Genomic DNA, 21,555 nt, shown 5'->3' with positions numbered 1-21,555 from the left:
AAGGATATGAAGAATACATTTTTAAGCTTTATAGCTGTTTCTATATTGATGATTTCTTGTAAAAAAGATGAAAGGGCGACTTATTTAACTGAAGAAGCAGGCGTTACGCAACCTGTGGCTATGAATAATGCGCCAAAACCTTCCCTTTTGGATCAAGCAGGAATTCAATCGAATCAAAATGCAGCTCCAATCGCAGCAACGACAACCGCTCAAGGAATGAATCCTCCTCATGGACAACCAGGTCATAGATGCGATATTCCTGTAGGACAACCGCTGAACTCGGCTCCGGCTCAACCTCAGCAAGGAACTCAAAATGTAGCTGTAAATGCTCAACAAGGACAAACTGTTCAGATTGATCCGAACGCTTTGCAGACAGGGAAATTCCAAGTTGATAACAACGGAAAACCCAAAACTATAAAAACAGCAAAAGGAATGAATCCGCCACACGGTGAACCGGGACACAGATGTGATATTCCGGTAGGACAGCCTTTGAACAGCAAGCCTGCTCCAGCTCCACAACAGGTACAAACTGTAGCCCAAAATACACCGGCTCCAACTCCTGCACCGACGGGTCCAAAACCTGCATTGAACCCACCTCATGGAGAACCTTGGCATAATTGTGGCGTAAAAGTAGGAGAAGCATTACCATAATTTCGTACTTTTGCAGTCGTGAAACTGTTTCAGATCATATCAATTGTCTTTTGTTTGGGAATTTTTTTAGTTCCTAAAGATAATTTCTATGCTCAGAATATGCAGGAAACGTGCTGCAAATCAGAATCCGGAATGGATTGTTGTAAAAACGACCACAAAGAGCATTTTAAAGACAATCACAACAAAAAAGAGGAAAAATCTTCTTGCAACGACGATTGCTGCTCGACATGTGTGGCTTGTTATACCTTCATAGAAACTCCTTTTTCGAAGAGTCTTCAATTGGAGATTTCTTATTATAAATCCAACAAAAATTTACAATTTCAATATTCCGATCCTTATATTTCAGATCGTTTAAAAGAGATTTGGCAACCGCCGAAAATAGGCTAATTAAAAAATGTAATGATGTATCAATTTGCTAGTTTACCAATGATTATTACATTATTAAATTTCTAGATTGTTACATTAAATTTTAATTATTCTAAATTTTAAACAAAATGAAATTATATATTTCCAGGATTATTCTTGGTATATTCTTATTATCTGCACAATTTATATTGGCTCAAAATCTTTCTAAAAACCAGTTCAAAGTAAAAGGAAACTGCGAAATGTGTAAAGAAAGAATCGAAAATACAGCTAAAAAAGCAGGGGCAAAAACAGCAACCTATTCGATTGATTTACAAACATTAACCTTAGAAACAGACTCCAATATTTCCACAGATGAAATATTGAAAAAAATCGCTGAAGCTGGTCATGACAATGAAAAATTCAAGGCTTTAAATGAAAATTATAATAATCTGCCTGAATGTTGTCATTACGACAGAGATTCCAAGACACAAACAGCTGAAAATCATGAACATCAATCAAAAAAAGAGAATGAGTTTTATGTAAAAGGAAACTGTGAATCTTGCAAAGCCAGAATTGAAAAAGCCGCTAAAGATGCAGGAGCGGATTCTGCAGAATGGAATGCAGAAAAGCAAATGGTAACTTTAAATTTTGATCCAAAAAAGACTTCTTCAGATAAAATTTTAAAGAAAATTGCAGACGTTGGTCATGACAACGAAAAGTATAAATCCAATGATAAAACTTATAAAAAACTGCCTTCTTGTTGTCTTTACGACAGAGAAATTCCTTTCGGAGAAGCTAATCCAAAGGTTCATGACGAAGAAGGAACAACTTCTGAACATGGAGATCACAACGATCATAATATAACCAAAAATCACGAGAACCACGAAAAAAACATTGAAGGCGTTACCGTAATAGGTTCTAAAGCAGAAACTTCCTTAAATAAAAAAGAAGCCGGATTGGTTTTTAATATTGATAGAAAAGAATTATTAAAAGCTGCTTGTTGTAATTTATCCGAAAGTTTTGAAACCAATGCAACCGTTGACGTCTCTTTCAGCAACGCGGTGACGGGAACAAAGCAACTGAAAATGTTAGGTTTAGATCAAAAATATACGAGCCTAACAAAAGAATTATTGCCAGAAATTCGAGGTTTGGCATCAGCTTACGGATTGAATTTCATTCCCGGAAGATGGATTGAAAGTATTCAATTAACAAAAGGCGGAAGCACGGTGACAAATGGTTACGAAAGCATTACGGGACAAATCAACACAGAATTATTGAAAAATGCTGAAAAACCAGAGACTTCATTAAATTTATTTTCTGATTTTAACGGAAGAGCCGAAGCGAATATCACAAGCGTTTCGCCAATCAACGATAAATGGTCACAGACATTTTTGCTTCACGGAAACGGAACTTTCGGAGATACCGACATGAACGATGACGAATTTCTAGACAGACCAAAAGGCACTCAACTAAACACAGCTTATTTATTGAATTACAACGATTTGGAAAATTCTGGTTTAGGTTCGCATTTTGGAATTAATTTCATTAAAGATCAAAGAACTTCTGGACAAATCGGTTTTGATAAAAAAATTTTACAAGATAAACAATCGCTTTATGGTGTTGGAATTGATATTTCAAGATTTCAGGTTTGGAATAAAACGGGTTATGTTTTTAAAGGAAAGCCTTACCAAAGTTTGGGCTGGATGAACCAATATACTTATCATCAACAAGATAGCTTTTTTGGATTGAGAAATTATTCCGGAAAACAGCAAACGTATTATTCAAATTTAATTTTCGAAAGTATTTTAGGAAATACCAATCACAAATACAAAGCCGGAGCAAGTTTTATGTATGATGGCTACGATGAAACGTATTTAACGGACAACTTTAAAAGAAACGAAATCGTTCCCGGAGCTTTTGCAGAATATACTTTGACAGGTTTAAAATATACTTTGGTTGCAGGAGCAAGGGTTGATTTCCATAATCTGGCAGGAACTCAGTTTACGCCAAGATTGAATTTTAAATATGATTTCACGCCACAAACTATTTTGAGACTTTCTGCAGGAAGAGGTTTCAGAACGGCTAATGTTTTTGCGGAAAGTCAGCAATATTTTGCATCAAACAGAAGTGTTCAGATTTTACAAAATGGCGGAAATATTTACGGTTTAAAACCAGAAATAGCTTGGAATTACGGAGCAAGTTTACAGCAGGAATTTAAAATTTTCGGAAGAAAATCTACGATTGTTGCCGACTTTTTCAGAACAGATTTCCAAGATCAGGTGATGGTAGATTTAGACCGCTCACCTCAGCAATTGACATTTTACAATCTTGATGGAAAATCTTTCGCCAATTCTTTCCAAACGCAATGGGATTTTACACCTTTTAAAAATTTTGATATAAGATTGGCTTACAAATATTACGATGTTCAGGCAGATTATCTGGATGGAAGACGTGAAGTTCCGTTCATGGCGAAACACAGAGGTTTTGTGAATCTGGCCTATTCAACCAATAAAAATAACAAAGGTGGTTTCTGGAGTTTTGATACAACTTTAAATTTAGTCGGAAAACAAAGACTTCCGAACACTTCATCAAATCCCGAAGAATTTCAGTTGCCAACTTATTCTGAATCTTATTCAATCTTAAATGCGCAGATTTCAAGGAATTTCAATAAAAAAATCAGAGCGTATTTAGGTGGTGAAAACCTGACTTCTTATTATCAGAAAAATGCGATTGTCGATTTTAAAAATCCTTTCGGAAATTATTTTGATGGCGGAATGGTTTATGCTCCGATTATGAAGGCGAATATCTATGTTGGGCTTGATGTGACATTCTAGGTTTAAGAATCTGAGAGTTGTAGAGTTTGGGTGATGATTAATTTAAATCATTTTTAAACTTTCAATTAAAAATATAAGTATGGTTTCAATAATTTAATAATTAACAAACCATGCTTTTTTGTATCTTTAAACTAAAGTAAATCTATGTCGAAGACGCTTATTTTTGAAGATAATTACAAAAAACTAGGCTTAGAAAATTTTTCAGACGAAAATCTGGAAATAATTAATGGAAGTAAGTTTCATTACAATATTAAAGTATTTTATATTCCGGCAGGTTATGAGCTTTCTATAGATTTTAATTATTTTACAACAACAAAACCTACCCTATTTTTCCTAACAAATCAGCATTTAAAAGTTGAAAAAGGAAAAGAAGATGCAACTCTTTTATATTACAACCGCGATTTTTATTGTATCCAAATTCATGATAAGGAAGTAGCTTGTGACGGACTTCTTTTCCATAATGTTTTTGAAATTCCTTTTGTAGAACTTGATGAGAATGAAAAGTTTATCATTAAAAGTTTATTTCAAAGCATCAAAGACGAATTGGAATGGAAAGATTCTTCCGCCGAGGAAATGATCAGAACTTATGTAAAACAAATCATCATCCGCGCCACCCGAAAATGGAAAAAGCAAAATCTCGATAACGACGAAATAAAAATCCCTAGCAACGAATTGGATGTTTTTCGTGATTTCAGCAGACATTTGGAAATTCATTTCAGGGAAAAGCATAACGTTGCAGATTATGCAGACTTGCTTCACATCGCTCCAAAAACATTGACTCACAAATTCAAAAATTTAAATCTTGAATCTCCGAATCAGTTTATCATTAACAGAATTCTACTGGAAGCCAAAAGACTTTTATTTTATACCGATAAGCCTGTGAAAGAAATTGCTTATGATTTAGGCTATGAAGATCCGGCTTATTTCAACCGTCTTTTCACCAATAAAATAGGAAGTACGCCAACAAATTTCAAGAAAAATTATACTTCGGGAAAAAAGTACAATATTTAAGTCAATTTGTGTATTTATCCGGAGTAATTTCCGACATACCTTTGTAACATCAAAAAACAACAATATTTAAAACAACAAAAAACAATTATTATGAGACGTAACGCAACAGCCGTTTGGAACGGCAACATCAAAGAAGGAAACGGACACATCACTACTCAAAGTACTACATTAAACCAAACTCAATATTCTTTCAACAGCCGTTTTGCTGACGGAGTTGGAACAAACCCGGAAGAATTATTGGCAGCGGCTCACGCAGGATGTTTCACAATGAAATTGAGCGCAGAACTTTCTCAGGCAGGTTATACTCCTGAAGAATTGACGACAAAATCTGTGATCACTTTAGACCCAAACATCGGGAAAATCACAAAATCTGAATTGACTTTAACAGCAAAAGTTCCGGGAATTTCAGAAGAAGAATTCCAGAAATATGCGAAAATCGCTGAGGAAGGTTGTCCTGTAAGTGCAGCTTTCAACTTTGAAATTACTTTGGAAGCTACTTTGGCTAACTAAAAGTTTAAAACATAAAGTTTGTCATTCCGTAGGAATCTCGACGAAATTATTAAAGATATAATTATAAAAATTTTTGCTGAGTTTCTTACTGAATGGCAAACTAAATGGATAAAATAATGATGAAGCAATCATTAATAGGAACGGGCTTTAGCCCGTTTTTCATTCAAAACTATCACATCGGCTTTAGCCAAAACTTAAGAAATCTAAACTTCTTAATTTAAATCTTAATGGTTAAATTCAATAGACCAAACAGATAATCGTTAATTGCAAAATAAAATATACCAATCGGTATATTTTTGTATATTTGCATCATAATCAGTTGAAAATGTCAAAAGCAGAAAAGACAAAACAATTCATTATCGAGAAAACGGCATCTTTGTTTAATACCAAAGGTTATCTTTCCACGACTTTATCAGACATTGCACAGGCAACCAATCTTACAAAAGGAAGCATTTACGGAAACTTCGCCAATAAAGATGAACTGGCAATTGAGGTTTACAAATACAATTCAGGAATGTTGAGTAAAAGCATGTCACGGTCTTTTGGAGATGAATTTCCTACAACAATGGATAAACTTCATGCTTTTGTAGATTTTTATAGAAAGAACTGGCGTTCAGTTTTTTCAAACGGCGGTTGCCCGCTGATGAATGCTGCAACAGAATCCGACGATATTTTTCCGAGTCTTAAAAATCAGGTTAAAAAATCTTTTGAAGACTGGTCAGGAAAAATTTCTTCGGTGATTATTCAAGGTCAGAAAAATGGAGATTTAAATGAAAAAGCTAATGCAGAGGAATATGCTTCAATTTTCATCATGCTTCTCGAGGGCGGAATTTTATTATCCAAAACAACGGGAGATGAGAAATTTTTAAACCTTGCTTTGGACAGAATCACCCACATGATTGACAATGAATTAAACATACTTCCATCATAAACTTCACGCTATGGAAACAAAAAAAGTGGCAATTGTAGGATACAACAGAATTCCGTTTGCCAGAATGAATACAGCTTATACAGACAAAGGAAATCAGGATTTACTCCTTCCAGCTCTGAATGGTTTAATCGACCGTTACCACCTCAAAGGAAAACTTCTTGGCGAAGTTGCCGGAGGTGCGACAATCAAACATATTTCTGAAAGCAACCTCATCCGAGAAACCGTGATGAACACTTCTCTCGATCCTGCAACCCCTGCTTGTGATCTACAACAAGCTTGTGATACAGGAATTGAAGCAGCCGTTTATATCGGAAATAAAATTGCTTTAGGTCAAATTGAAAGCGGAATTGCCTGCGGTGTAGAAGCCATGAGTAATATTCCTTTTGAATCTTCGCCAAGATTGAGAAAAGCTTTGTTAAAAGCCAATAAAGAGAAATCTGCGTTTGGAAAAATAAAGCAATTATTGAGTCCAAAATTGAAAGACTGGATGCCGATTCCATACAAAGGTCAGGAACCGAAAACAGGTTTGGTAATGGGCGGTCATACAGAAATTACAGCAAAATATTACGAAATTTCCCGTGAAGACCAAGATGAACTAGCATTTAGAAGTCACCAAAATATGGCAAAAGCGTATGATGAAGGATTTTTCAATGATATGATTACTCCGGTTTATGGTTTAGATAAAGACAATAATCTTCGTCGCGATACAAGTTTAGAGAAATTAGCGACTTTAAAACCTGCTTTTGATAAGCAAAACGGAACTTTAACAGCCGGAAATTCAACACCGTTTACCGATGGAGCTTCTGCGGTTTTATTGGCAAGTGAAGAATGGGCAAAAGCAAATGATTTACCTATTTTAGCATATATCACTTTCTCTGAAATTGCAGGAATTGAATATGTTGAAAATAAACAAAATCTACTTCTTGCTCCTGTTTTTGCAGCCGAAAGAATGTTGAAAAAGGCAGAAATGAATTTGGAAGATTTTGATTATTATGAAATTCATGAAGCATTTGCGGCACAGGTTTTAGCAACATTAAAAATCTGGGAAAATGATGATCTGGCTAAAAAATTCGGACTGGAAAAAACATTAGGAAAAATCGACAGAAATAAATTAAATATAAAAGGCGGAAGTCTCGCAGTAGCTCACCCTTTTGCAGCAACGGGAGGAAGAATCATTGGAACTTTAGCGAAAATTTTAAATGAAAAAGGAAGCGGAAAAGGATTTATTTCGATTTGTGCCGCTCGTGGACAAGGTGTAACGATGATTTTAGAAAAATAAAATTGAAAATATGGATAGATTAGCACAATTAAAACAATTTATCGGAAAGGAATTCGATCAGTCACCATCGCCATTTATGAAATGGTTGAATCCGATCGTTTTATCTGTAGAAGAAGGACAATTGGAATTTCAATATACGGTAAGACCAGAATGGCTGAATCCGATGGGAAATCTGCATGGTGGAGTTACCGCTGCGATTTTTGACGATGTAATTGGAGCAACCATGTTTTCTTTAAATGAAAAAACATTCATCGTAACCATAAATAATAGCATTGATTATTTTTCAACTGCAAAAGAAAATGATAATATTGTAGCTGAAACTAAAATCATTAAAAGAGGAAAGCAATTTGTAAACGCGGAATGCGAAATATGGAACGCAGGCAAAACACGCTTAATTGCAAGGGGAACCTCTAATTTATTCAAAATCAATAATTAAGTATGAAAAGAGTTGTCATTACAGGTCTTGGCGCAGTGACGCCTTTGGGAAATAATGTTGAAGAATTCTGGAAAAACAGCATCAATGGAGTAAGCGGGGCAAATACGATCACGCATTTCGATACAGAAAAATTTAAAGTACATTTCGCTTGTGAGGTTAAAAATTTTGATCCAAAAGTTCATTTAACACATAACGAAATCAAAAGAAGTGATCTTTTTTCACAATATGCAATGTATTCTACAGCCGAAGCTTTGAAAGATTCCGGACTTGAATTGGAAAATATGGATCCGTTCGACACCGGAGTAATCTGGGGAACTGGACAAGGCGGAATGTGGACTTTCGAAAGCGAAGTGATGAATTTCGCTGCTGGAGACGGAACACCACGATTCAATCCGTTTTTCGTTCCTAAATTTATTGCGAATATGGCTTCGGGAATGATTTCTATGAAGTTTGGTCTTCAGGGAATCAATTATACAACCATTTCAGCTTGTGCTACTGGAAATACTGCGATAATGGACGCTTTCAATTATATTCGTTTAGGAAAAGCAAAAGTAATTGTGAGTGGTGGTTCTGAAGCGGCCATTTCTCCGGCTTCTATTGGAGGTTTCTCGGTTATGAAAGCGATGTCCACCAGAAATGATGATTTCGCAACTGCAAGTCGTCCTTATGATGCAGACAGAGACGGTTTTGTAATGGGAGAAGGTGCAGGAGCATTAATTTTAGAAGAATACGAACACGCAAAAGCAAGAGGCGCAAAAATCTATGCAGAATTAGTCGGAGCAGCAATGACAGCCGATGCGTATCACATGACAGCACCTCATCCTGATGGAGTTGGAGCTATTAAAGCAATGGAATTGGCTTTAAAAGAAGCAGAAATTAATGTAGATGATATTGATTATATTAATCCTCACGCAACTTCTACTCCGATGGGAGATTTAGTGGAATTGAATGGTATCAATAAATTATTTAAAGGAAACAAAAGTCTGGACATTAGCGCAACGAAATCAATGACTGGTCACTTGTTGGGTGCAGCCGGAGCGGCAGAAGCGATTCTTTCTATTAAAGCGATTGAAAATGGAATTATTCCACCGACGATTAACCTTCATAAGATTGATGAGACCATTCCGAAAGATCTTAATATTGTTTTTGGTGAAGCTAAGGAAAAGAGTATTAATTATGCCTTAAGCAACGCTTTTGGTTTTGGAGGGCATAATGCGACTTTGATTTTTAAGAAGTTTTCTTAAATTTTAACTCTAAAAATATAGCTTAGATTCTTCCTTCGTCAGAATGACAAACATGTTGGAAGATCTTTAATCAAAAACTTAATACAAATAAAAAAGCAGTCAAAATTTGACTGCTTTTTTATTAAATATCAATTAAATAATTAAATTCGGAATCATTTTCTACATCGAATCGGCAATAAAAAAACTTTCGGCATTTTCGGCAATAGGAATATAAAGCCTTTCCCACCTTTCTCCTTCTTCTATTTCCCAGCTATGACCTTTTCCTTCAACATCTTCAGCTAAAAGAATAATTCCTGGCTCAATAAGAAATGTAGAACCATCACTTACCTTAAATCTGATCTTTCCTTTTAAAGTCACAACATATTGCCTTCTCGGAGCGGGATGATCTACCTTTTCCCATTCTTCAGTTTTATTGCTGATCCAAAAAGTTGTGGTATTCAGTTTTTTTAAAACAGGAAGTTTTCCTTTTTCAAAACTACTTGAACCATCTTCTTCATTAAATAATCTTACCGCAAAAATAAATTCCGAATTATCATTCATTTTAAACTGATGTTTTCAACCATTCCGACTTGGAAAGGTAATTCTGATCAGGATAATAAATAAAAAGGCAATTTCTACCTTTTATAGTATTAATGATCGGCTGTGTAAGATCCCTCGGAACTGCGGGACATCCCCAACTTCTTCCGATTCTTTTGTGCACTGCTGCAAAATCTTCACTTACATAATCTGCACCGTGCACGACGATTGCTCTTTTGTAAGCGGCATCATTAAAACCTTTATCCATTCCCAGTAATCTTAAAGAATACCCGTTGTCTCCGTTATAAGTAGCATCCGTGATATAAAATCCTAAGCTGCTCTGAAGAGAACTGTTTGTATTCGAAAAGTTGGTCGCAAATTCTTCACCCGTATTTTTTCCATGCGCTACAAGCGAATTGAACAATACTTTTTTTTCTTCTGTGTCGATTACCCAAAGTCTTTTCGTGTTGGAAGACATAGAAAAATCGCATACAGTCAATAAATGAGCGCTATGATTAAGCAAACCAGCTTTCTTCAAATTTTCAAAACCTGTTAAGGCTTTAAAGAAAACTTCTTCGTTAAGTTCGTGCCCTTCTTCAAATGTAATTGATTTGTACAATGCTTCTGACGAAGATACAGTAGATGTAGTCTTTTCAGATTTCGTGTCGGCTAATCTTTCAATTTTTTTTGTACTGATTTCATTCTTTACAATTGCCTTTTTTGGAGACAAATAGAATGAAGTAGTTACCATGTAAACAATACCTAATAAGCTATAAAATCCTTTCATTCAATATTATGTTAAATCCAATTGAGTCAGCAAATGTATAAAAACATAATTATTTCAAGGAATAACTCTAAAAAGTTTAACTCAATTTAAGAAAATTTAACTTCCTGATTCTGTGAATAAAAACACATTATTTTTGTGAATCCGGGACAAATTCCAAGCTCACAGAATTCATGCAATAGCGTAATCCAGTAGGTTTCGGACCATCATCGAAAACGTGCCCCAAATGAGAATCGCATCTTTTGCAAAGAACTTCTACTCTTTCCATTCCATATGCCGTATCTCTTTTATAATAAACACCTTCTTTATCCGCTTCAAAAAAGCTCGGCCAACCGCAGCTGCTGGAAAATTTGGATGTCGAACGGAACAAATGATTCCCGCAAACCGCACAATAATATTCTCCTATTTCGTCAAATTCATTATACTTTCCTGTGAAAGCTCTTTCCGTTGCTGCTTCCCTTGAAATAGCATATAAATCGGGCGCTAAGATTTTTTTCCACTCCTCATTGGAAACATCAAGTTTTGCAGTATCTGTTCTGGAATAGTATGGATTGTTTTTTGCTTCGTTTTCCATAGAATTATTTTAAATATTTAAATTAAATCGTAAAAGTTTTCGGCACTTTATTATTTTTAAGTTTAATTACCTTAATTTAAAGTGTTTAAATTACTTATACGTCTTTGTAATTAGGATTTTTAATAAAGATAAATATCATACCAAATTTACTAAATTTGAGAATATGAATGATGAAGCAAAAAGAAAACAGTTAAGAAAATATAAAGCTTTCGCCACGGGATTATTCCTTTTAATGGCGGCGGTTTTCATTATTACGACAATCTTGCAAAAAAACAACGATTCTCATTGGATCGGTTATGTCCGTGCTTTTTCTGAAGCTGCGATGGTCGGAGCTTTGGCAGATTGGTTTGCTGTTACAGCACTTTTCCGTCATCCGCTTGGTTTGCCAATTCCTCATACAAACTTAATTGAAAATAGTAAACAAAAATTAGGTGATAATCTGGGAAGTTTTGTGGTCAGTAATTTCCTTTCGCCACAAAATATCCGACCTTATATTCAAAAGCTGAAAATTTCGGGTTTTGTTGGGGAATGGCTGGGAAAAGAGAAAAATCAGGAAGTTTTAATTAAAAATCTCTCGGATATTGTTCTGGATATTTTAAATAAGCTTGATGATTCTGAGGTAAGTAATTTTATCAGCAAAAAAGTCTCTGAAATGACTGATAATATTAAGCTTAATAAAATTGTCGGAAACGGAATCGGCTATATTTTAGAAAAAAATGATCATCAGAGAATTATTACAAATCTTTCGGCACAGATTAAAAATTATATTACCGAAAACGATGAAATGATCAAAGATCGTGTAAAAAAAGGTAGCTACACTTTTATTCCGGCTTTTGTAGATAAAAAAATTGCTGTTAAAATTGCAAGCGGACTTTCAGATTTTTTCAAAGAAATAGAGGAGGATCAAAATCACGAACTCAGACATTTAATCACACAAAAAATCCATGAATTTTCAGTTGATTTAAAAGAAGATCCGAAATGGGAAGATGAATTTAAAACCATTAAAAATGATCTTTTGAAAGGTGATAAACTGGAAGAATATTCCAACGACATCTGGATTTCCATTAAAAATACGTTAAAAAAAGAATTGCAGGAAGATCAATCTTCATTAAAAAATTATTTATCTAAAAACCTGAACGAGTTTTCGCAAAATTTAAAAACCGACGAGAATTTTCAAAATAAAATTGATCATTGGGTTCGTGTGACAGCTTACAAATATATTTTAAAAAACACGCATCAATTCGGAAACCTCATCAGTTCTACAGTCGGAAACTGGCAGGGAAAAGAATTAAGTGAAAAGCTGGAATTGGAAGTTGGAAAAGACCTTCAATTCATTAGAGTCAACGGAACTTTGGTCGGCGGATTAGTCGGGTTGATTATTTATACGATTTCTCATTTCTTTCTCTGAAAGCTTACAGCAAACTATAACTAAACCATGAAAAAAATCTTTCTTTTATTATTTTCTTTAAGTTTCACCTATTTTCTCTGTCAGAAAGTTGAACTAAAGAAAGTAACGGATTCATCACAGCTTTTCAAAGGAGAAATTGCTGGAAATCCAATAACAATACAATTGAGTTTTGATGGAATTATCGATTGTAATCAATATCAGCATTTTGTAAAAGGTTGGTATTATTATGATAAATACAAAAAGAAAATTCCGTTGATAGGAATTTATGATTTGGCGAATTTACATCTTTATAATTTTGGCAATCAACAAGATAAAAACTCAAAAATATTACATAAAAAAATTACAAGCCTTCAATCATTAGAAAAGATTGATAGTCTCATGACACCCTTAAAGCCAAAAGAAACTTTAATTTTTAAGGGAGATTATTCAAAAACAAAAGAAGTTGTGGGGAATATCGTTATAGGAGATAAAAATTATTCTTCAAAATTATATACCAAAGACAGCAGGATTTATCGTTTCAATAATTATCTTATTTTGCCAAACAACAAAAAAATTAATACTTATGATTTTATTAATCCTATTGGCGGAAACAAATTGATTTCTTATACTTCTGATAAATCCGGAAATCGTGTTTTATTATACTTTGAAGAAGTTTCTAATTTCAATTTCTGTGGAATGTGCGGCGCAAGTGACGGCGAAAAAGGATACAGAGTTCTTTATTTTACCAACGACTGGAATTTTAAAAATTATGACGATTTCATGATCGAAAGCTGTATTGAAAATATTTATGATACAACCTCAACAAGAGCAAAAGAATCAAAAGTTATTAAATTTAATATTAAAAAAACATCAAGTTCGCCGGCTTATATTCTGACTGTTGATATAAAAAATGCTTCTGTTACAAAATCCAGATAACAAAAAAGAGAGCTCATTGAACTCTCTTTTAATTTTATTTTTTTCTGAATATTTTTCTGAAAAGATTAGGATAAAAATCTTCCGTTCCGATTTTCATTTCTTTAGTCACCGGAAATAAAAATTTTAACAATGGGATAAGAAAGATTGTTAAAAGAACTAAAATTATAATATTCATTTGTGAAAATTATCTTGGTAAACGACTTGCTCTTTTTAAAATTTCCTTATTGATATCATTAATCAATTCTGGACCTTCGTAGATAAAACCTGTGTACAACTGAATCAAAGTCGCTCCTGCATCCAGCTTTTCAACGGCATCTTTTGCAGAATGAATTCCACCAACTCCGATGATTGGGAAAGCTCGATTACTTTTATCAGAAAGATATTTGATCATTTTTGTACTTCTCTCACGAATCGGTTTTCCGCTTAATCCACCGTTTCCGATTTCTGCCAAAACTTCAGGTGAAGTTTTCAAACCTTCTCTGTTCACGGAAGTATTTGAAACTACGATACCGTCGATTTTTGTTTCTGCAATCAAATCAATAATTTCGTCCAATTGCTGGTTATTCAAATCTGGAGCAATTTTCAATAAAATTGGTTTTTGTACAGATTTTGACTGATTGATTTTTTTAACTTCTGTAATTAATTCACGTAAATATTCTACATCTTCCAATTTGGCGTGACTTCCTACATTTGGACAGCTTACATTCAGTACGAAATAATCTACGTGAGGATGAAGACCTTCGAAACAATCCAAATAATCCTGTGTATAATTTTCGGGACTTGTGTCTGTATTTTTTCCGATGTTTCCACCGATGATGATTTTTCCTTTATTGCCTTTCAGTTTTTCAATGGCAGCTTGAAGACCTTCGTTGTTGAAACCCATTCTGTTGATGATTCCGCCATCTTCTATCAATCGGAAAAGTCTTTTCTTAGGATTTCCCGCTTGAGCTCTTGGAGTTACGGTTCCGATTTCCACAAATCCGAAACCTAAATCTCCTAATTCATTAAACAACACCGCATTTTTATCGAAACCGGCAGCCAATCCTACAGGATTTTTAAATTTTAATCCGAAAACTTCTCTTTCCAGACGTTTGTCTTCAACAGGTTTTGGAAAAAATAATTTTGTAAGAAATCCGAAATTTTTAAGCATCGAAAAAGTAAAATGATGAACTTCTTCGGGATCAAATTTAAAAAGAATCGGACGAATGAGCGATTTGTACATTGAAAAAAAGTTTTACAAAAATACTCATTTTAAAATTAATGTTTCGTTAATGTATGATATTTTATGAGAAAATGTATTATTAACATTGTCTATATTTGCATATAAGCATAACATTTGAATTCCGTAGGAATCTCACGCCTAAAATATTTTATATGATTTCTAATACTACGCTTAAATCCTTCCAGGATGACAACTTTATGGTAATAGAAAATATAAAAGACTATAAATATGCACTCAAATCCAGCTTCAAAATATCCCCTACTCTTTTGAATTCATCATCTATAATGGCATTTACCGTAATTCTTTCGTTAGAAATAGGATGATTAAAAATCAATTGATGGGCGTGAAGTGTCATTTTATTGATCGCAAAAGTTTCCAGCCACAATTTATTCTGCTTATTGCAACCGTGTTTACGACAACCTAAAATCGGATGTAAAATATGTTTAAAATGTTTTCTCAACTGATGAAATCTTCCCGTTTCAGGAATTGCTTCTACTAAACAATATCTTGAGGTTGGATGTTTTAAAAAAGGCAAATCTATTTCCGAAGTCTGTAAACGACGATAATAAGTGATTGCATTTTGTGTAACTTCGTTCTCATTAATCAAATCATAGTCGATGGTTTCTTCTTCCTTTGCCCAACCACGAAGAATAGCTATATATCTCTTTTCAACTTCTCGTGATGCAAACTGTTCGCTCATCATTCTCAAAGTTTCTTTATCCAAAGTGAACAATAAAACTCCCGAAGTTTTTCTATCAAGACGGTGCACCGGATAAACCTTTTGTCCAATCTGCTTTTTCAATTCCTGAATAGCATAAGTATCTGCTTCTCCTGCATAAAAAGATTTATGAACCAATAATCCGCTTGGCTTATTGATCGCAATAAGATGTTCGTCTTGATAAAGAATTTCTAACATGGGACAAAAGTAGAAATTTTCGAACGATATAGCTCAGATTACAATGACAATAAAAAGATTCTCTATCTTCACTAATTATTGTAACATTTTCAGTTGTATGTTCTCTAAATTCTAAAAAGGATCAATGCATAATTTAAACTTCGACGAAATTTATCATACTTATTGGAAGAAGATTTTTCGACTCTGCATGGGTTATGTAAATGACGATGAAATGGCAAAAGATCTGTGTCAGGAAACTTTTGTCGCTGTTTTTCAGCAGTTGCCCAAATTTCGTCAGGAAGCGAACATTGGAACCTGGATTTACAGAATCGCCACCAATATTTGCCTGAGACAGATTCATGTCGAAAAAAGAATGCCTAAAAATGAACTTCCCTATCAAATCAAAGATATTTCAGAAAAAGAAAATAAGCTCGAACAGGAAAAGATGACCGATTTTCTGTATCAATGTATTTCAGAATTGCCCGAGCTTGAAAGGATCATCATTTCTCTGGAATTGGAAGAAATGAAACAGAAAGACATTGCCGAAGTTGTGGGAATCTCTCCCGCCAATGTGAGAGTCAAAGTACACAGAATCAAAGAAAAATTAACCGAGAAATTTACAAAGTATGGAAACCAATTATAATTTTCAGGAAATCTGGAACAGTAAAAAAACGGAAGTTCCCAACATCGATGAGATAAAAAGCAAAGCAGATCAATACAGAAAAAAGGAACTGCTTATTACCATTCGCCGATTACTAAGCCTTACAGTTACAGCAATTGTGATGATAATCATTTGGAATACCATAGACTTTAAAATGTTTACAACTCGTCTGGGAATTATTCTGCTTCTTGTTGCTTTAGGGCTTTATATCGGTTTATTTTCGCAAAATTTCAATGTGATTCGTAAAATTAATCCTTCAATCAACATTCAGGAATATCTTGCTTCACTGAAAAAACTACAGCAACAACAGGTATATATGCAAACCAAAGGAATCGGCATATATTATCTTATAATTTCAATAGGTTTTGTTTTTTATTTTTATGAATTTGCTTCGAAAATGAGTTGGTTTGGTGCTGTATTAACTTACGGGCTTACCTTTATATGGTTTGCTGTCAGCTGGTTTTTCATCAGACCAAGACAAATTAAAAAACAAAAAGAAAAAATATCAGTCGTTATCAGTTCATTAGAAAAACTGGAAAAAAGCTTTGAAGAGTAATTCTCTCAATGGATTAAATAAATGAATACCAAAAATTTGTTGTAAAATCTGTATTTTTGCACTTCAGACGTAAAAAAATTATGGCAAAGCAAGAAGATGTTTTCAAGAAAGTGATTTCTCACGCTAAAGAATATGGTTTTATTTTCCCTTCGAGTGAGATCTACGATGGTTTATCCGCTGTTTATGATTATGGACAAAACGGTGCCGAACTAAAAAATAATATCAAACAATATTGGTGGAAAGCGATGGTACAGCTTAACGAAAATATTGTAGGTATAGATTCGGCGATTTTGATGCATCCAACAACATGGAAAGCTTCAGGACACGTAGACGCTTTCAACGATCCATTAATTGACAATAAGGATTCTAAAAAACGTTTCAGAGCAGACGTTTTGGTGGAAGATTATTGTGCTAAAATTGAAGATAAAGAAAATAAGGAAATCGAAAAAGCGGCAAAAAGATTCGGTGAGTCTTTCGATAAAGATCAGTTTGTTGCAACGAATCCAAAAGTATTAGAATACAGAGCAAAAAGAGAAGCGATTCTTTCAAGATTAGCAAAATCTCTTGAAAATGAAGATTTGGCTGATGTAAAATCTTTAATTGAAGAATTGGAAATTGCTGATCCGGATACTGGTTCTAAAAACTGGACGGAAGTAAGACAATTCAACCTAATGTTCGGAACTAAATTAGGTGCTTCTGCAGATTCTGCGATGGATCTTTATTTAAGACCTGAAACGGCTCAAGGTATTTTTGTGAATTTCTTAAACGTACAGAAAACTTCACGTCACAGACTTCCTTTCGGTATCGCTCAAATCGGAAAAGCATTTAGAAATGAGATTGTTGCGAGACAGTTTATTTTCAGAATGCGTGAATTCGAACAAATGGAAATGCAGTTCTTCGTCGCTCCGGGAACAGAACTTGAATTCTACGAACAGTGGAAGCAAAAACGTCTTAACTGGCATTTAGCTTTAGGTCTAGGAAACGACAATTACAGATTCCATGATCATGAGAAACTGGCTCACTACGCCAATGCTGCTGCTGATATTGAATTTAATTTCCCATTCGGATTTAAAGAATTGGAAGGTATTCACTCAAGAACGGATTTCGATTTAAAAGCGCACGAAGAATTCTCAGGAAGAAAACTTCAGTTCTTCGATCCTGAAAGAAACGAAAACTATGTTCCTTATGTTGTGGAAACTTCTGTAGGTTTAGACAGATTATTCCTTTCTATTTTCTCTCATTGCTTAAGAGACGAAGTATTGGAAGATGGTTCAGAAAGAACAGTTTTATCTTTACCTCCGGCTTTAGCGCCAATTAAAGCGGCTATTCTTCCATTAATGAAAAAAGATGGTTTGTCAGAATATGCGGAACAGATTTTCAATGATTTGAAATACGATTTTAACCTATTCTACGAAGAAAAAGATGCGATCGGAAAACGTTACAGAAGACAGGATGCAATTGGTACTCCTTACTGTATCACCATCGATCACGATTCATTGACAGATCACACCGTGACAATCCGAGACAGAGACACAATGGAGCAAGAAAGAGTTCCGGTTTCTGAACTGAGACGAATTATTGATGAGAAAACGAACTTCAGAAATTTACTTTCTAAAATATAAATTAAAAGCCTTGAGAAATCAGGGCTTTTATTTTTATCAATTATTGCTTTCTGTTTTAGGTGAAGAATTTCCGTTTCTCCTCGCCAGAAGATCCGAAAAATATTTTCTTCCGTTATTAATAACCGCTAAAACATCTTTATAGAAAACATCCGATTTTATATTAGCAAGCATTGCTATATAATTAGCCATTTGGCTGTAATCGTCTGTTAAGATTTTTCGTAATGCTTTCACATCATAGGTCTGCTTTTGTGAAACCTGATAAGAACGATGCGAAAACAGATCATTAAAAGCGATATTGGAATCTGATAAATGATTCACAAATTTTACAATCCCCAATGTGGCTACATGAGAACTATACTCAGGAGATTGAAGTTTGGCAACCAACAAATTCAGCTTATTGGTTTCTTCTTCATAAGATGTATCTTCTACCCCTTTATACTGATCCAGCAATATCTTAATAGAAATATAAGCATCTTTTTCGGTTTGTACTTTTGCATTTCTATAAGGTTTTACAGAATCCTTAAGAGCTTGTACATCTATATCTCTTGCCTTATCTGCCTCTGCAATTTTTGCAGATTCTTCGCTGGCTCGTACCTGATCTAATGCACTGTTGTAGTTTGGAATCTGAGTTTGTAGAGCATCAAACATTCTTTTAAAATCTGCATCTGTATTGGCATCTAAAGAAGTCCGGGAAAAATCTTCGAAGAAACGGACGATAAACTGCCCGAACTCTGCATGATGCAGACGAATGAGGTGTAGGGAAACTAATTTGTGTTTTTCCATAAATAATTTTTTAACGTTTGTATTTAATATTTGTGCAAACCAAGTTGGTTTGAAAGTTTCTCCAGATGAGACAAGCAGAATGTGTTTCGGTTGAAGGTTTCTCACTGTGAGACAAGATCCCTTCTTTTAGGTTTAGACTTTCTCAGCTTGAGACGGTGAGAACTTATTGGGGATAGCAATATCTCAACCTGAGATGATGTTATCCTGAACAGGTTCTATTTATTTTTTAAAATTTTTATTTCTTCTTTAAGTTCCTGTACTTGTTCTTTTAATTCTTTTACTCTCTCTTCATATAATTCAACTAATTTTTCAGACAACCCACCTACAGTAAATGTATTATTGTTACCAAAGCCTATCGCAACTTTATCATTGTTATCATAAACATTATTAATGGTTCGTTCATCATCAAATAGATCATTCATATTTATATCCAGTTCCTTTGCAATATTACTTAATAATAAAGAATTGGGAATATTTTTATCAGATTCTATACTGGAAATGGTGCTCTGTGCAACATCTAGGCGTAACGCCAGATCGTCTTGGGAAATCCCTTTTGCTTCTCTGAATCTTTTTACTTTAGTACCTATGCTCATAATATCGATATTTAGATCAAAAATAACAAAATATCGATGATATGGAAAGAAATTTTATTTTAGTTTTGTCCCTGTTCATATATAGATCGAAATTTTTTTTACATCCTTTCCAACCAAAAGAGAAAAAAATGCATCTATATATAAAACGACTATAATTGTTAACTTAAAAAAACAAAATGACCATGACGAAAAAAATGATTTCGTGGCTGTCTATACTGACAGTCTTGCTGACCTTACTATGGTCCTGCCACAATGAAGACTTTGCCAAAGGCGAAGCTGAACCTCAAAGAAACAATACCAATTTCTTTAAATACGCAACTTCTGTTACTGCAAAATCAGGCGTAGATTATGTGAGTATTCTGGAAGCTTACAACCGTGAAAAAGATTTCCTGTCTACCATGCCCGACCAGAAAGGAATGCCGGTCTGGGACAAAATGCAGGTAGTAGACACAGAAACTTCAACGGGATTGATGATCCCCCTTTCAGATGATAATGAAACGATGAGTTCTGTACTTTTTGCCACACTGGATGATGAAAATTCGATAATCGGAGTGAAAGATTATGACAATAAACTATTAGAAAACATTGTCTACAGTGAAAAAATAGATAAGGATTTTCGGGAGCAGATGTTTTATACTTTTATGTATATGGATAATAAAACTTTCGGGAATGAAGATTTCACCAATATCCCGAAAGATCTTTTTGTCGGTAAAAAGTATAATAATGAATATGGAAGAATACGAATAAAAAATTTAACAACTTCCACGGCTACCGCTCAGCAGAATGGAAAGATGATATGGCTCCAATCCTGTGGCGTCTATTGGCAATGTTCTCATCATGGAGAAGGAAAATGCGATAATTGTATGGCAAAGTGCCATGTGAATATATGTTATGATCTGGTAATCAGTGTTCCGGATGGTGATGCTTCTTTTCCTATTCCCAATACATCGGGAGGAGGAGATGGCGGAGGAGGAGCTCCCGGACCACAACCTCCGAAAGATCCGTGTACGTTGAGTGGATCTACGTTTTACAGGATTTCTCAGCAATGCATTGAACATGATGATACAGGTATAGATATTGATGATCCCTGCGAGAAAACAAAGAATATGCTGACCAGACCCAATGTACAGCAGGGAATAACAGATGTAAAAGCGCAAGCCTTACAAACCCTTAGTAATATAAATACAGGAGAGATTGGCTTTAAAGAAAAGAAAGACGGAACAATAGCTCCTGCAGATATAAATTCTGCACATAAGGTGATATATAATGATGTTACAGATGCTATTGGAGGTTATCATAATCATACTGCGCAAGGCACACATATGTTTTCACCACAAGATATTGGCGATACTCTTTTGGGATTTGCTGCTGCACAAAATAATGTAAGCGATGCCTATTTTGGAATGATTGCTGCAGAATGGTGTAATTGCCCACCTAGTAATAAGCAATTTTTGCATTATGTCATTCAATACACTGGTGCAGCATCAGATTTAGGAATAGGAGGTAATTATAATTTTACAGCTGCACAAATGAAACAGTTTGAAAATAAATACCTTATCAAAGTAAGAGAATTAACTAACACCTCACTAAATGGAAACACATATATTAAAAATAACGCAGGAGACTTGAATGAAAAAGGACTGGAAAAATTATTTTTTGAGACATTGAAGAATATGAATTTGAATGGAAAAGTAAATTTACAACGAATAGAAAACGGTATTGTAAATAATGTAACTTTAGATAGTAATGGTATACCTATCGGAACACCTTGTCCATAATTAATAA

The 21,555-nt window shown here is 34.3% G+C and carries 22 protein-coding genes; 15 read left to right on the top strand and 7 right to left on the bottom strand.

Annotated features, from left to right (window positions below):
- Window positions 1-6: 6 nt before the first annotated feature.
- From ABD940_RS11270 to fabF, 9 genes are all read left to right on the top strand, one after another.
- Window positions 7-651 (top strand): hypothetical protein, encoded by a 645-nt coding sequence (locus tag ABD940_RS11270; RefSeq protein ID WP_345203707.1) that lies wholly within the window; start codon window positions 7-9, stop codon window positions 649-651.
- Window positions 652-705: 54 nt separating this feature from the next.
- Window positions 706-1,038 (top strand): hypothetical protein, encoded by a 333-nt coding sequence (locus ABD940_RS11265; RefSeq protein WP_345203705.1) that lies wholly within the window; start codon window positions 706-708, stop codon window positions 1,036-1,038.
- A gap of 107 nt (window positions 1,039-1,145) precedes the next feature.
- Window positions 1,146-3,830, top strand: coding sequence for a TonB-dependent receptor domain-containing protein (locus tag ABD940_RS11260; RefSeq protein WP_345203703.1), 2,685 nt, complete (start codon window positions 1,146-1,148; stop codon window positions 3,828-3,830).
- A 144-nt stretch (window positions 3,831-3,974) separates the two neighbouring features.
- Window positions 3,975-4,841: a helix-turn-helix domain-containing protein gene (locus ABD940_RS11255; protein WP_345203700.1), complete on the top strand. Its 867-nt coding sequence runs from the start codon at window positions 3,975-3,977 to the stop codon at window positions 4,839-4,841.
- 90 nt (window positions 4,842-4,931) lie between these two features.
- Entirely contained in the window at window positions 4,932-5,351 is a 420-nt protein-coding gene (locus ABD940_RS11250; RefSeq protein WP_047441259.1) for an OsmC family protein, read from the top strand.
- A gap of 325 nt (window positions 5,352-5,676) precedes the next feature.
- On the top strand, window positions 5,677-6,282 hold the full coding sequence (locus ABD940_RS11245; RefSeq protein ID WP_345203696.1) for a TetR/AcrR family transcriptional regulator: 606 nt from the start codon (window positions 5,677-5,679) through the stop codon (window positions 6,280-6,282).
- A 10-nt stretch (window positions 6,283-6,292) separates the two neighbouring features.
- The gene (locus tag ABD940_RS11240) at window positions 6,293-7,561 is read left to right on the top strand and encodes an acetyl-CoA C-acetyltransferase (protein ID WP_345203693.1); all 1,269 of its coding nucleotides are present in this window, start codon (window positions 6,293-6,295) and stop codon (window positions 7,559-7,561) included.
- Window positions 7,562-7,571: 10 nt separating this feature from the next.
- A complete protein-coding gene (locus ABD940_RS11235) occupies window positions 7,572-7,997 on the top strand; it encodes a PaaI family thioesterase (protein WP_345203691.1) in 426 nt (141 codons plus the stop codon).
- 2 nt (window positions 7,998-7,999) lie between these two features.
- Entirely contained in the window at window positions 8,000-9,241 is a 1,242-nt protein-coding gene (gene fabF, locus ABD940_RS11230) for a beta-ketoacyl-ACP synthase II (RefSeq protein WP_345203688.1), read from the top strand.
- A 159-nt stretch (window positions 9,242-9,400) separates the two neighbouring features.
- Here fabF and ABD940_RS11225 read toward each other — a convergent pair whose 3' ends face one another.
- The 3 genes from ABD940_RS11225 to msrB form a co-directional block, all read right to left on the bottom strand.
- Window positions 9,401-9,781, bottom strand: coding sequence for a cupin domain-containing protein (locus ABD940_RS11225; RefSeq protein ID WP_345203685.1), 381 nt, complete (start codon window positions 9,779-9,781; stop codon window positions 9,401-9,403).
- A 1-nt stretch (window position 9,782) separates the two neighbouring features.
- Window positions 9,783-10,544, bottom strand: coding sequence for a murein L,D-transpeptidase catalytic domain family protein (locus ABD940_RS11220; protein ID WP_345203683.1), 762 nt, complete (start codon window positions 10,542-10,544; stop codon window positions 9,783-9,785).
- A gap of 127 nt (window positions 10,545-10,671) precedes the next feature.
- The gene (gene msrB, locus ABD940_RS11215) at window positions 10,672-11,115 is read right to left on the bottom strand and encodes a peptide-methionine (R)-S-oxide reductase MsrB (protein WP_345203681.1); all 444 of its coding nucleotides are present in this window, start codon (window positions 11,113-11,115) and stop codon (window positions 10,672-10,674) included.
- 163 nt (window positions 11,116-11,278) lie between these two features.
- On the opposite strand from msrB, the gene ABD940_RS11210 reads away from it, so the two are divergent.
- Together ABD940_RS11210 and ABD940_RS11205 are read left to right on the top strand one after the other, a co-directional pair.
- Window positions 11,279-12,523: a DUF445 domain-containing protein gene (locus ABD940_RS11210; RefSeq protein ID WP_345203679.1), complete on the top strand. Its 1,245-nt coding sequence runs from the start codon at window positions 11,279-11,281 to the stop codon at window positions 12,521-12,523.
- A gap of 27 nt (window positions 12,524-12,550) precedes the next feature.
- Complete coding sequence (locus ABD940_RS11205; RefSeq protein WP_345203677.1) at window positions 12,551-13,438, top strand: hypothetical protein; 888 nt, start codon at window positions 12,551-12,553, stop codon at window positions 13,436-13,438.
- Window positions 13,439-13,622: 184 nt separating this feature from the next.
- Here the strand turns inward: ABD940_RS11205 and ABD940_RS11200 are convergent, their stop codons facing one another.
- Window positions 13,623-14,660, bottom strand: coding sequence for a quinone-dependent dihydroorotate dehydrogenase (locus ABD940_RS11200; protein ID WP_345203675.1), 1,038 nt, complete (start codon window positions 14,658-14,660; stop codon window positions 13,623-13,625).
- 220 nt (window positions 14,661-14,880) lie between these two features.
- Window positions 14,881-15,576: a pseudouridine synthase gene (locus tag ABD940_RS11195; RefSeq protein ID WP_345203672.1), complete on the bottom strand. Its 696-nt coding sequence runs from the start codon at window positions 15,574-15,576 to the stop codon at window positions 14,881-14,883.
- A gap of 124 nt (window positions 15,577-15,700) precedes the next feature.
- On the opposite strand from ABD940_RS11195, the gene ABD940_RS11190 reads away from it, so the two are divergent.
- From ABD940_RS11190 to ABD940_RS11180, 3 genes are all read left to right on the top strand, one after another.
- Window positions 15,701-16,198 carry an RNA polymerase sigma factor gene (locus ABD940_RS11190; RefSeq protein ID WP_345203670.1) on the top strand — a complete coding sequence of 166 codons (498 nt, stop codon included), beginning with the start codon at window positions 15,701-15,703 and terminating at the stop codon, window positions 16,196-16,198.
- Complete coding sequence (locus tag ABD940_RS11185) at window positions 16,182-16,772, top strand: hypothetical protein (RefSeq protein WP_345203669.1); 591 nt, start codon at window positions 16,182-16,184, stop codon at window positions 16,770-16,772. The genes ABD940_RS11190 and ABD940_RS11185 overlap by 17 nt, the downstream gene beginning before the upstream one ends.
- 80 nt (window positions 16,773-16,852) lie before the next feature.
- Window positions 16,853-18,394: a glycine--tRNA ligase gene (locus tag ABD940_RS11180; protein ID WP_345203667.1), complete on the top strand. Its 1,542-nt coding sequence runs from the start codon at window positions 16,853-16,855 to the stop codon at window positions 18,392-18,394.
- 36 nt (window positions 18,395-18,430) lie between these two features.
- Here the strand turns inward: ABD940_RS11180 and ABD940_RS11175 are convergent, their stop codons facing one another.
- Both ABD940_RS11175 and ABD940_RS11170 read right to left on the bottom strand, forming a co-directional pair.
- Window positions 18,431-19,177 carry a DUF6261 family protein gene (locus ABD940_RS11175; RefSeq protein WP_345203664.1) on the bottom strand — a complete coding sequence of 249 codons (747 nt, stop codon included), beginning with the start codon at window positions 19,175-19,177 and terminating at the stop codon, window positions 18,431-18,433.
- Window positions 19,178-19,392: 215 nt separating this feature from the next.
- Window positions 19,393-19,770 carry a helix-turn-helix domain-containing protein gene (locus ABD940_RS11170; protein ID WP_345203662.1) on the bottom strand — a complete coding sequence of 126 codons (378 nt, stop codon included), beginning with the start codon at window positions 19,768-19,770 and terminating at the stop codon, window positions 19,393-19,395.
- A 182-nt stretch (window positions 19,771-19,952) separates the two neighbouring features.
- Between ABD940_RS11170 and ABD940_RS11165 the strand changes: the two genes are divergently transcribed.
- Window positions 19,953-21,548 (top strand): hypothetical protein, encoded by a 1,596-nt coding sequence (locus tag ABD940_RS11165; RefSeq protein ID WP_345203660.1) that lies wholly within the window; start codon window positions 19,953-19,955, stop codon window positions 21,546-21,548.
- Window positions 21,549-21,555: the final 7 nt, after the last annotated feature.

Source organism: Chryseobacterium ginsengisoli, from assembly GCF_039542325.1.
In the GTDB taxonomy this organism is placed as follows: Bacteria; Bacteroidota; Bacteroidia; order Flavobacteriales; family Weeksellaceae; genus Chryseobacterium; species Chryseobacterium ginsengisoli.
The sequence above is the reverse complement of the archived record's forward strand: the minus strand, read 5'-3'. Positions and strand labels throughout refer to the sequence as shown.

What these genes read in the sequence shown, in the direction of transcription:
- msrB (WP_345203681.1), bottom strand. Translation starts at nt 11,115, where the DNA reads ATGGAAAACGAAGCAAAAAACAATCCATACTATTCCAGAACAGATACT.
- ABD940_RS11200 (WP_345203675.1), bottom strand. Translation starts at nt 14,660, where the DNA reads ATGTACAAATCGCTCATTCGTCCGATTCTTTTTAAATTTGATCCCGAA.
- ABD940_RS11210 (WP_345203679.1), top strand. Translation starts at nt 11,279, where the DNA reads ATGAATGATGAAGCAAAAAGAAAACAGTTAAGAAAATATAAAGCTTTC.
- ABD940_RS11205 (WP_345203677.1), top strand. Translation starts at nt 12,551, where the DNA reads ATGAAAAAAATCTTTCTTTTATTATTTTCTTTAAGTTTCACCTATTTT.
- ABD940_RS11220 (WP_345203683.1), bottom strand. Translation starts at nt 10,544, where the DNA reads ATGAAAGGATTTTATAGCTTATTAGGTATTGTTTACATGGTAACTACT.
- ABD940_RS11190 (WP_345203670.1), top strand. Translation starts at nt 15,701, where the DNA reads ATGCATAATTTAAACTTCGACGAAATTTATCATACTTATTGGAAGAAG.
- ABD940_RS11175 (WP_345203664.1), bottom strand. Translation starts at nt 19,177, where the DNA reads ATGGAAAAACACAAATTAGTTTCCCTACACCTCATTCGTCTGCATCAT.
- ABD940_RS11270 (WP_345203707.1), top strand. Translation starts at nt 7, where the DNA reads ATGAAGAATACATTTTTAAGCTTTATAGCTGTTTCTATATTGATGATT.
- ABD940_RS11170 (WP_345203662.1), bottom strand. Translation starts at nt 19,770, where the DNA reads ATGAGCATAGGTACTAAAGTAAAAAGATTCAGAGAAGCAAAAGGGATT.
- ABD940_RS11180 (WP_345203667.1), top strand. Translation starts at nt 16,853, where the DNA reads ATGGCAAAGCAAGAAGATGTTTTCAAGAAAGTGATTTCTCACGCTAAA.
- ABD940_RS11250 (WP_047441259.1), top strand. Translation starts at nt 4,932, where the DNA reads ATGAGACGTAACGCAACAGCCGTTTGGAACGGCAACATCAAAGAAGGA.
- ABD940_RS11240 (WP_345203693.1), top strand. Translation starts at nt 6,293, where the DNA reads ATGGAAACAAAAAAAGTGGCAATTGTAGGATACAACAGAATTCCGTTT.
- ABD940_RS11195 (WP_345203672.1), bottom strand. Translation starts at nt 15,576, where the DNA reads ATGTTAGAAATTCTTTATCAAGACGAACATCTTATTGCGATCAATAAG.
- ABD940_RS11185 (WP_345203669.1), top strand. Translation starts at nt 16,182, where the DNA reads ATGGAAACCAATTATAATTTTCAGGAAATCTGGAACAGTAAAAAAACG.
- ABD940_RS11260 (WP_345203703.1), top strand. Translation starts at nt 1,146, where the DNA reads ATGAAATTATATATTTCCAGGATTATTCTTGGTATATTCTTATTATCT.
- ABD940_RS11245 (WP_345203696.1), top strand. Translation starts at nt 5,677, where the DNA reads ATGTCAAAAGCAGAAAAGACAAAACAATTCATTATCGAGAAAACGGCA.
- fabF (WP_345203688.1), top strand. Translation starts at nt 8,000, where the DNA reads ATGAAAAGAGTTGTCATTACAGGTCTTGGCGCAGTGACGCCTTTGGGA.
- ABD940_RS11225 (WP_345203685.1), bottom strand. Translation starts at nt 9,781, where the DNA reads ATGAATGATAATTCGGAATTTATTTTTGCGGTAAGATTATTTAATGAA.
- ABD940_RS11255 (WP_345203700.1), top strand. Translation starts at nt 3,975, where the DNA reads ATGTCGAAGACGCTTATTTTTGAAGATAATTACAAAAAACTAGGCTTA.
- ABD940_RS11165 (WP_345203660.1), top strand. Translation starts at nt 19,953, where the DNA reads ATGACGAAAAAAATGATTTCGTGGCTGTCTATACTGACAGTCTTGCTG.
- ABD940_RS11235 (WP_345203691.1), top strand. Translation starts at nt 7,572, where the DNA reads ATGGATAGATTAGCACAATTAAAACAATTTATCGGAAAGGAATTCGAT.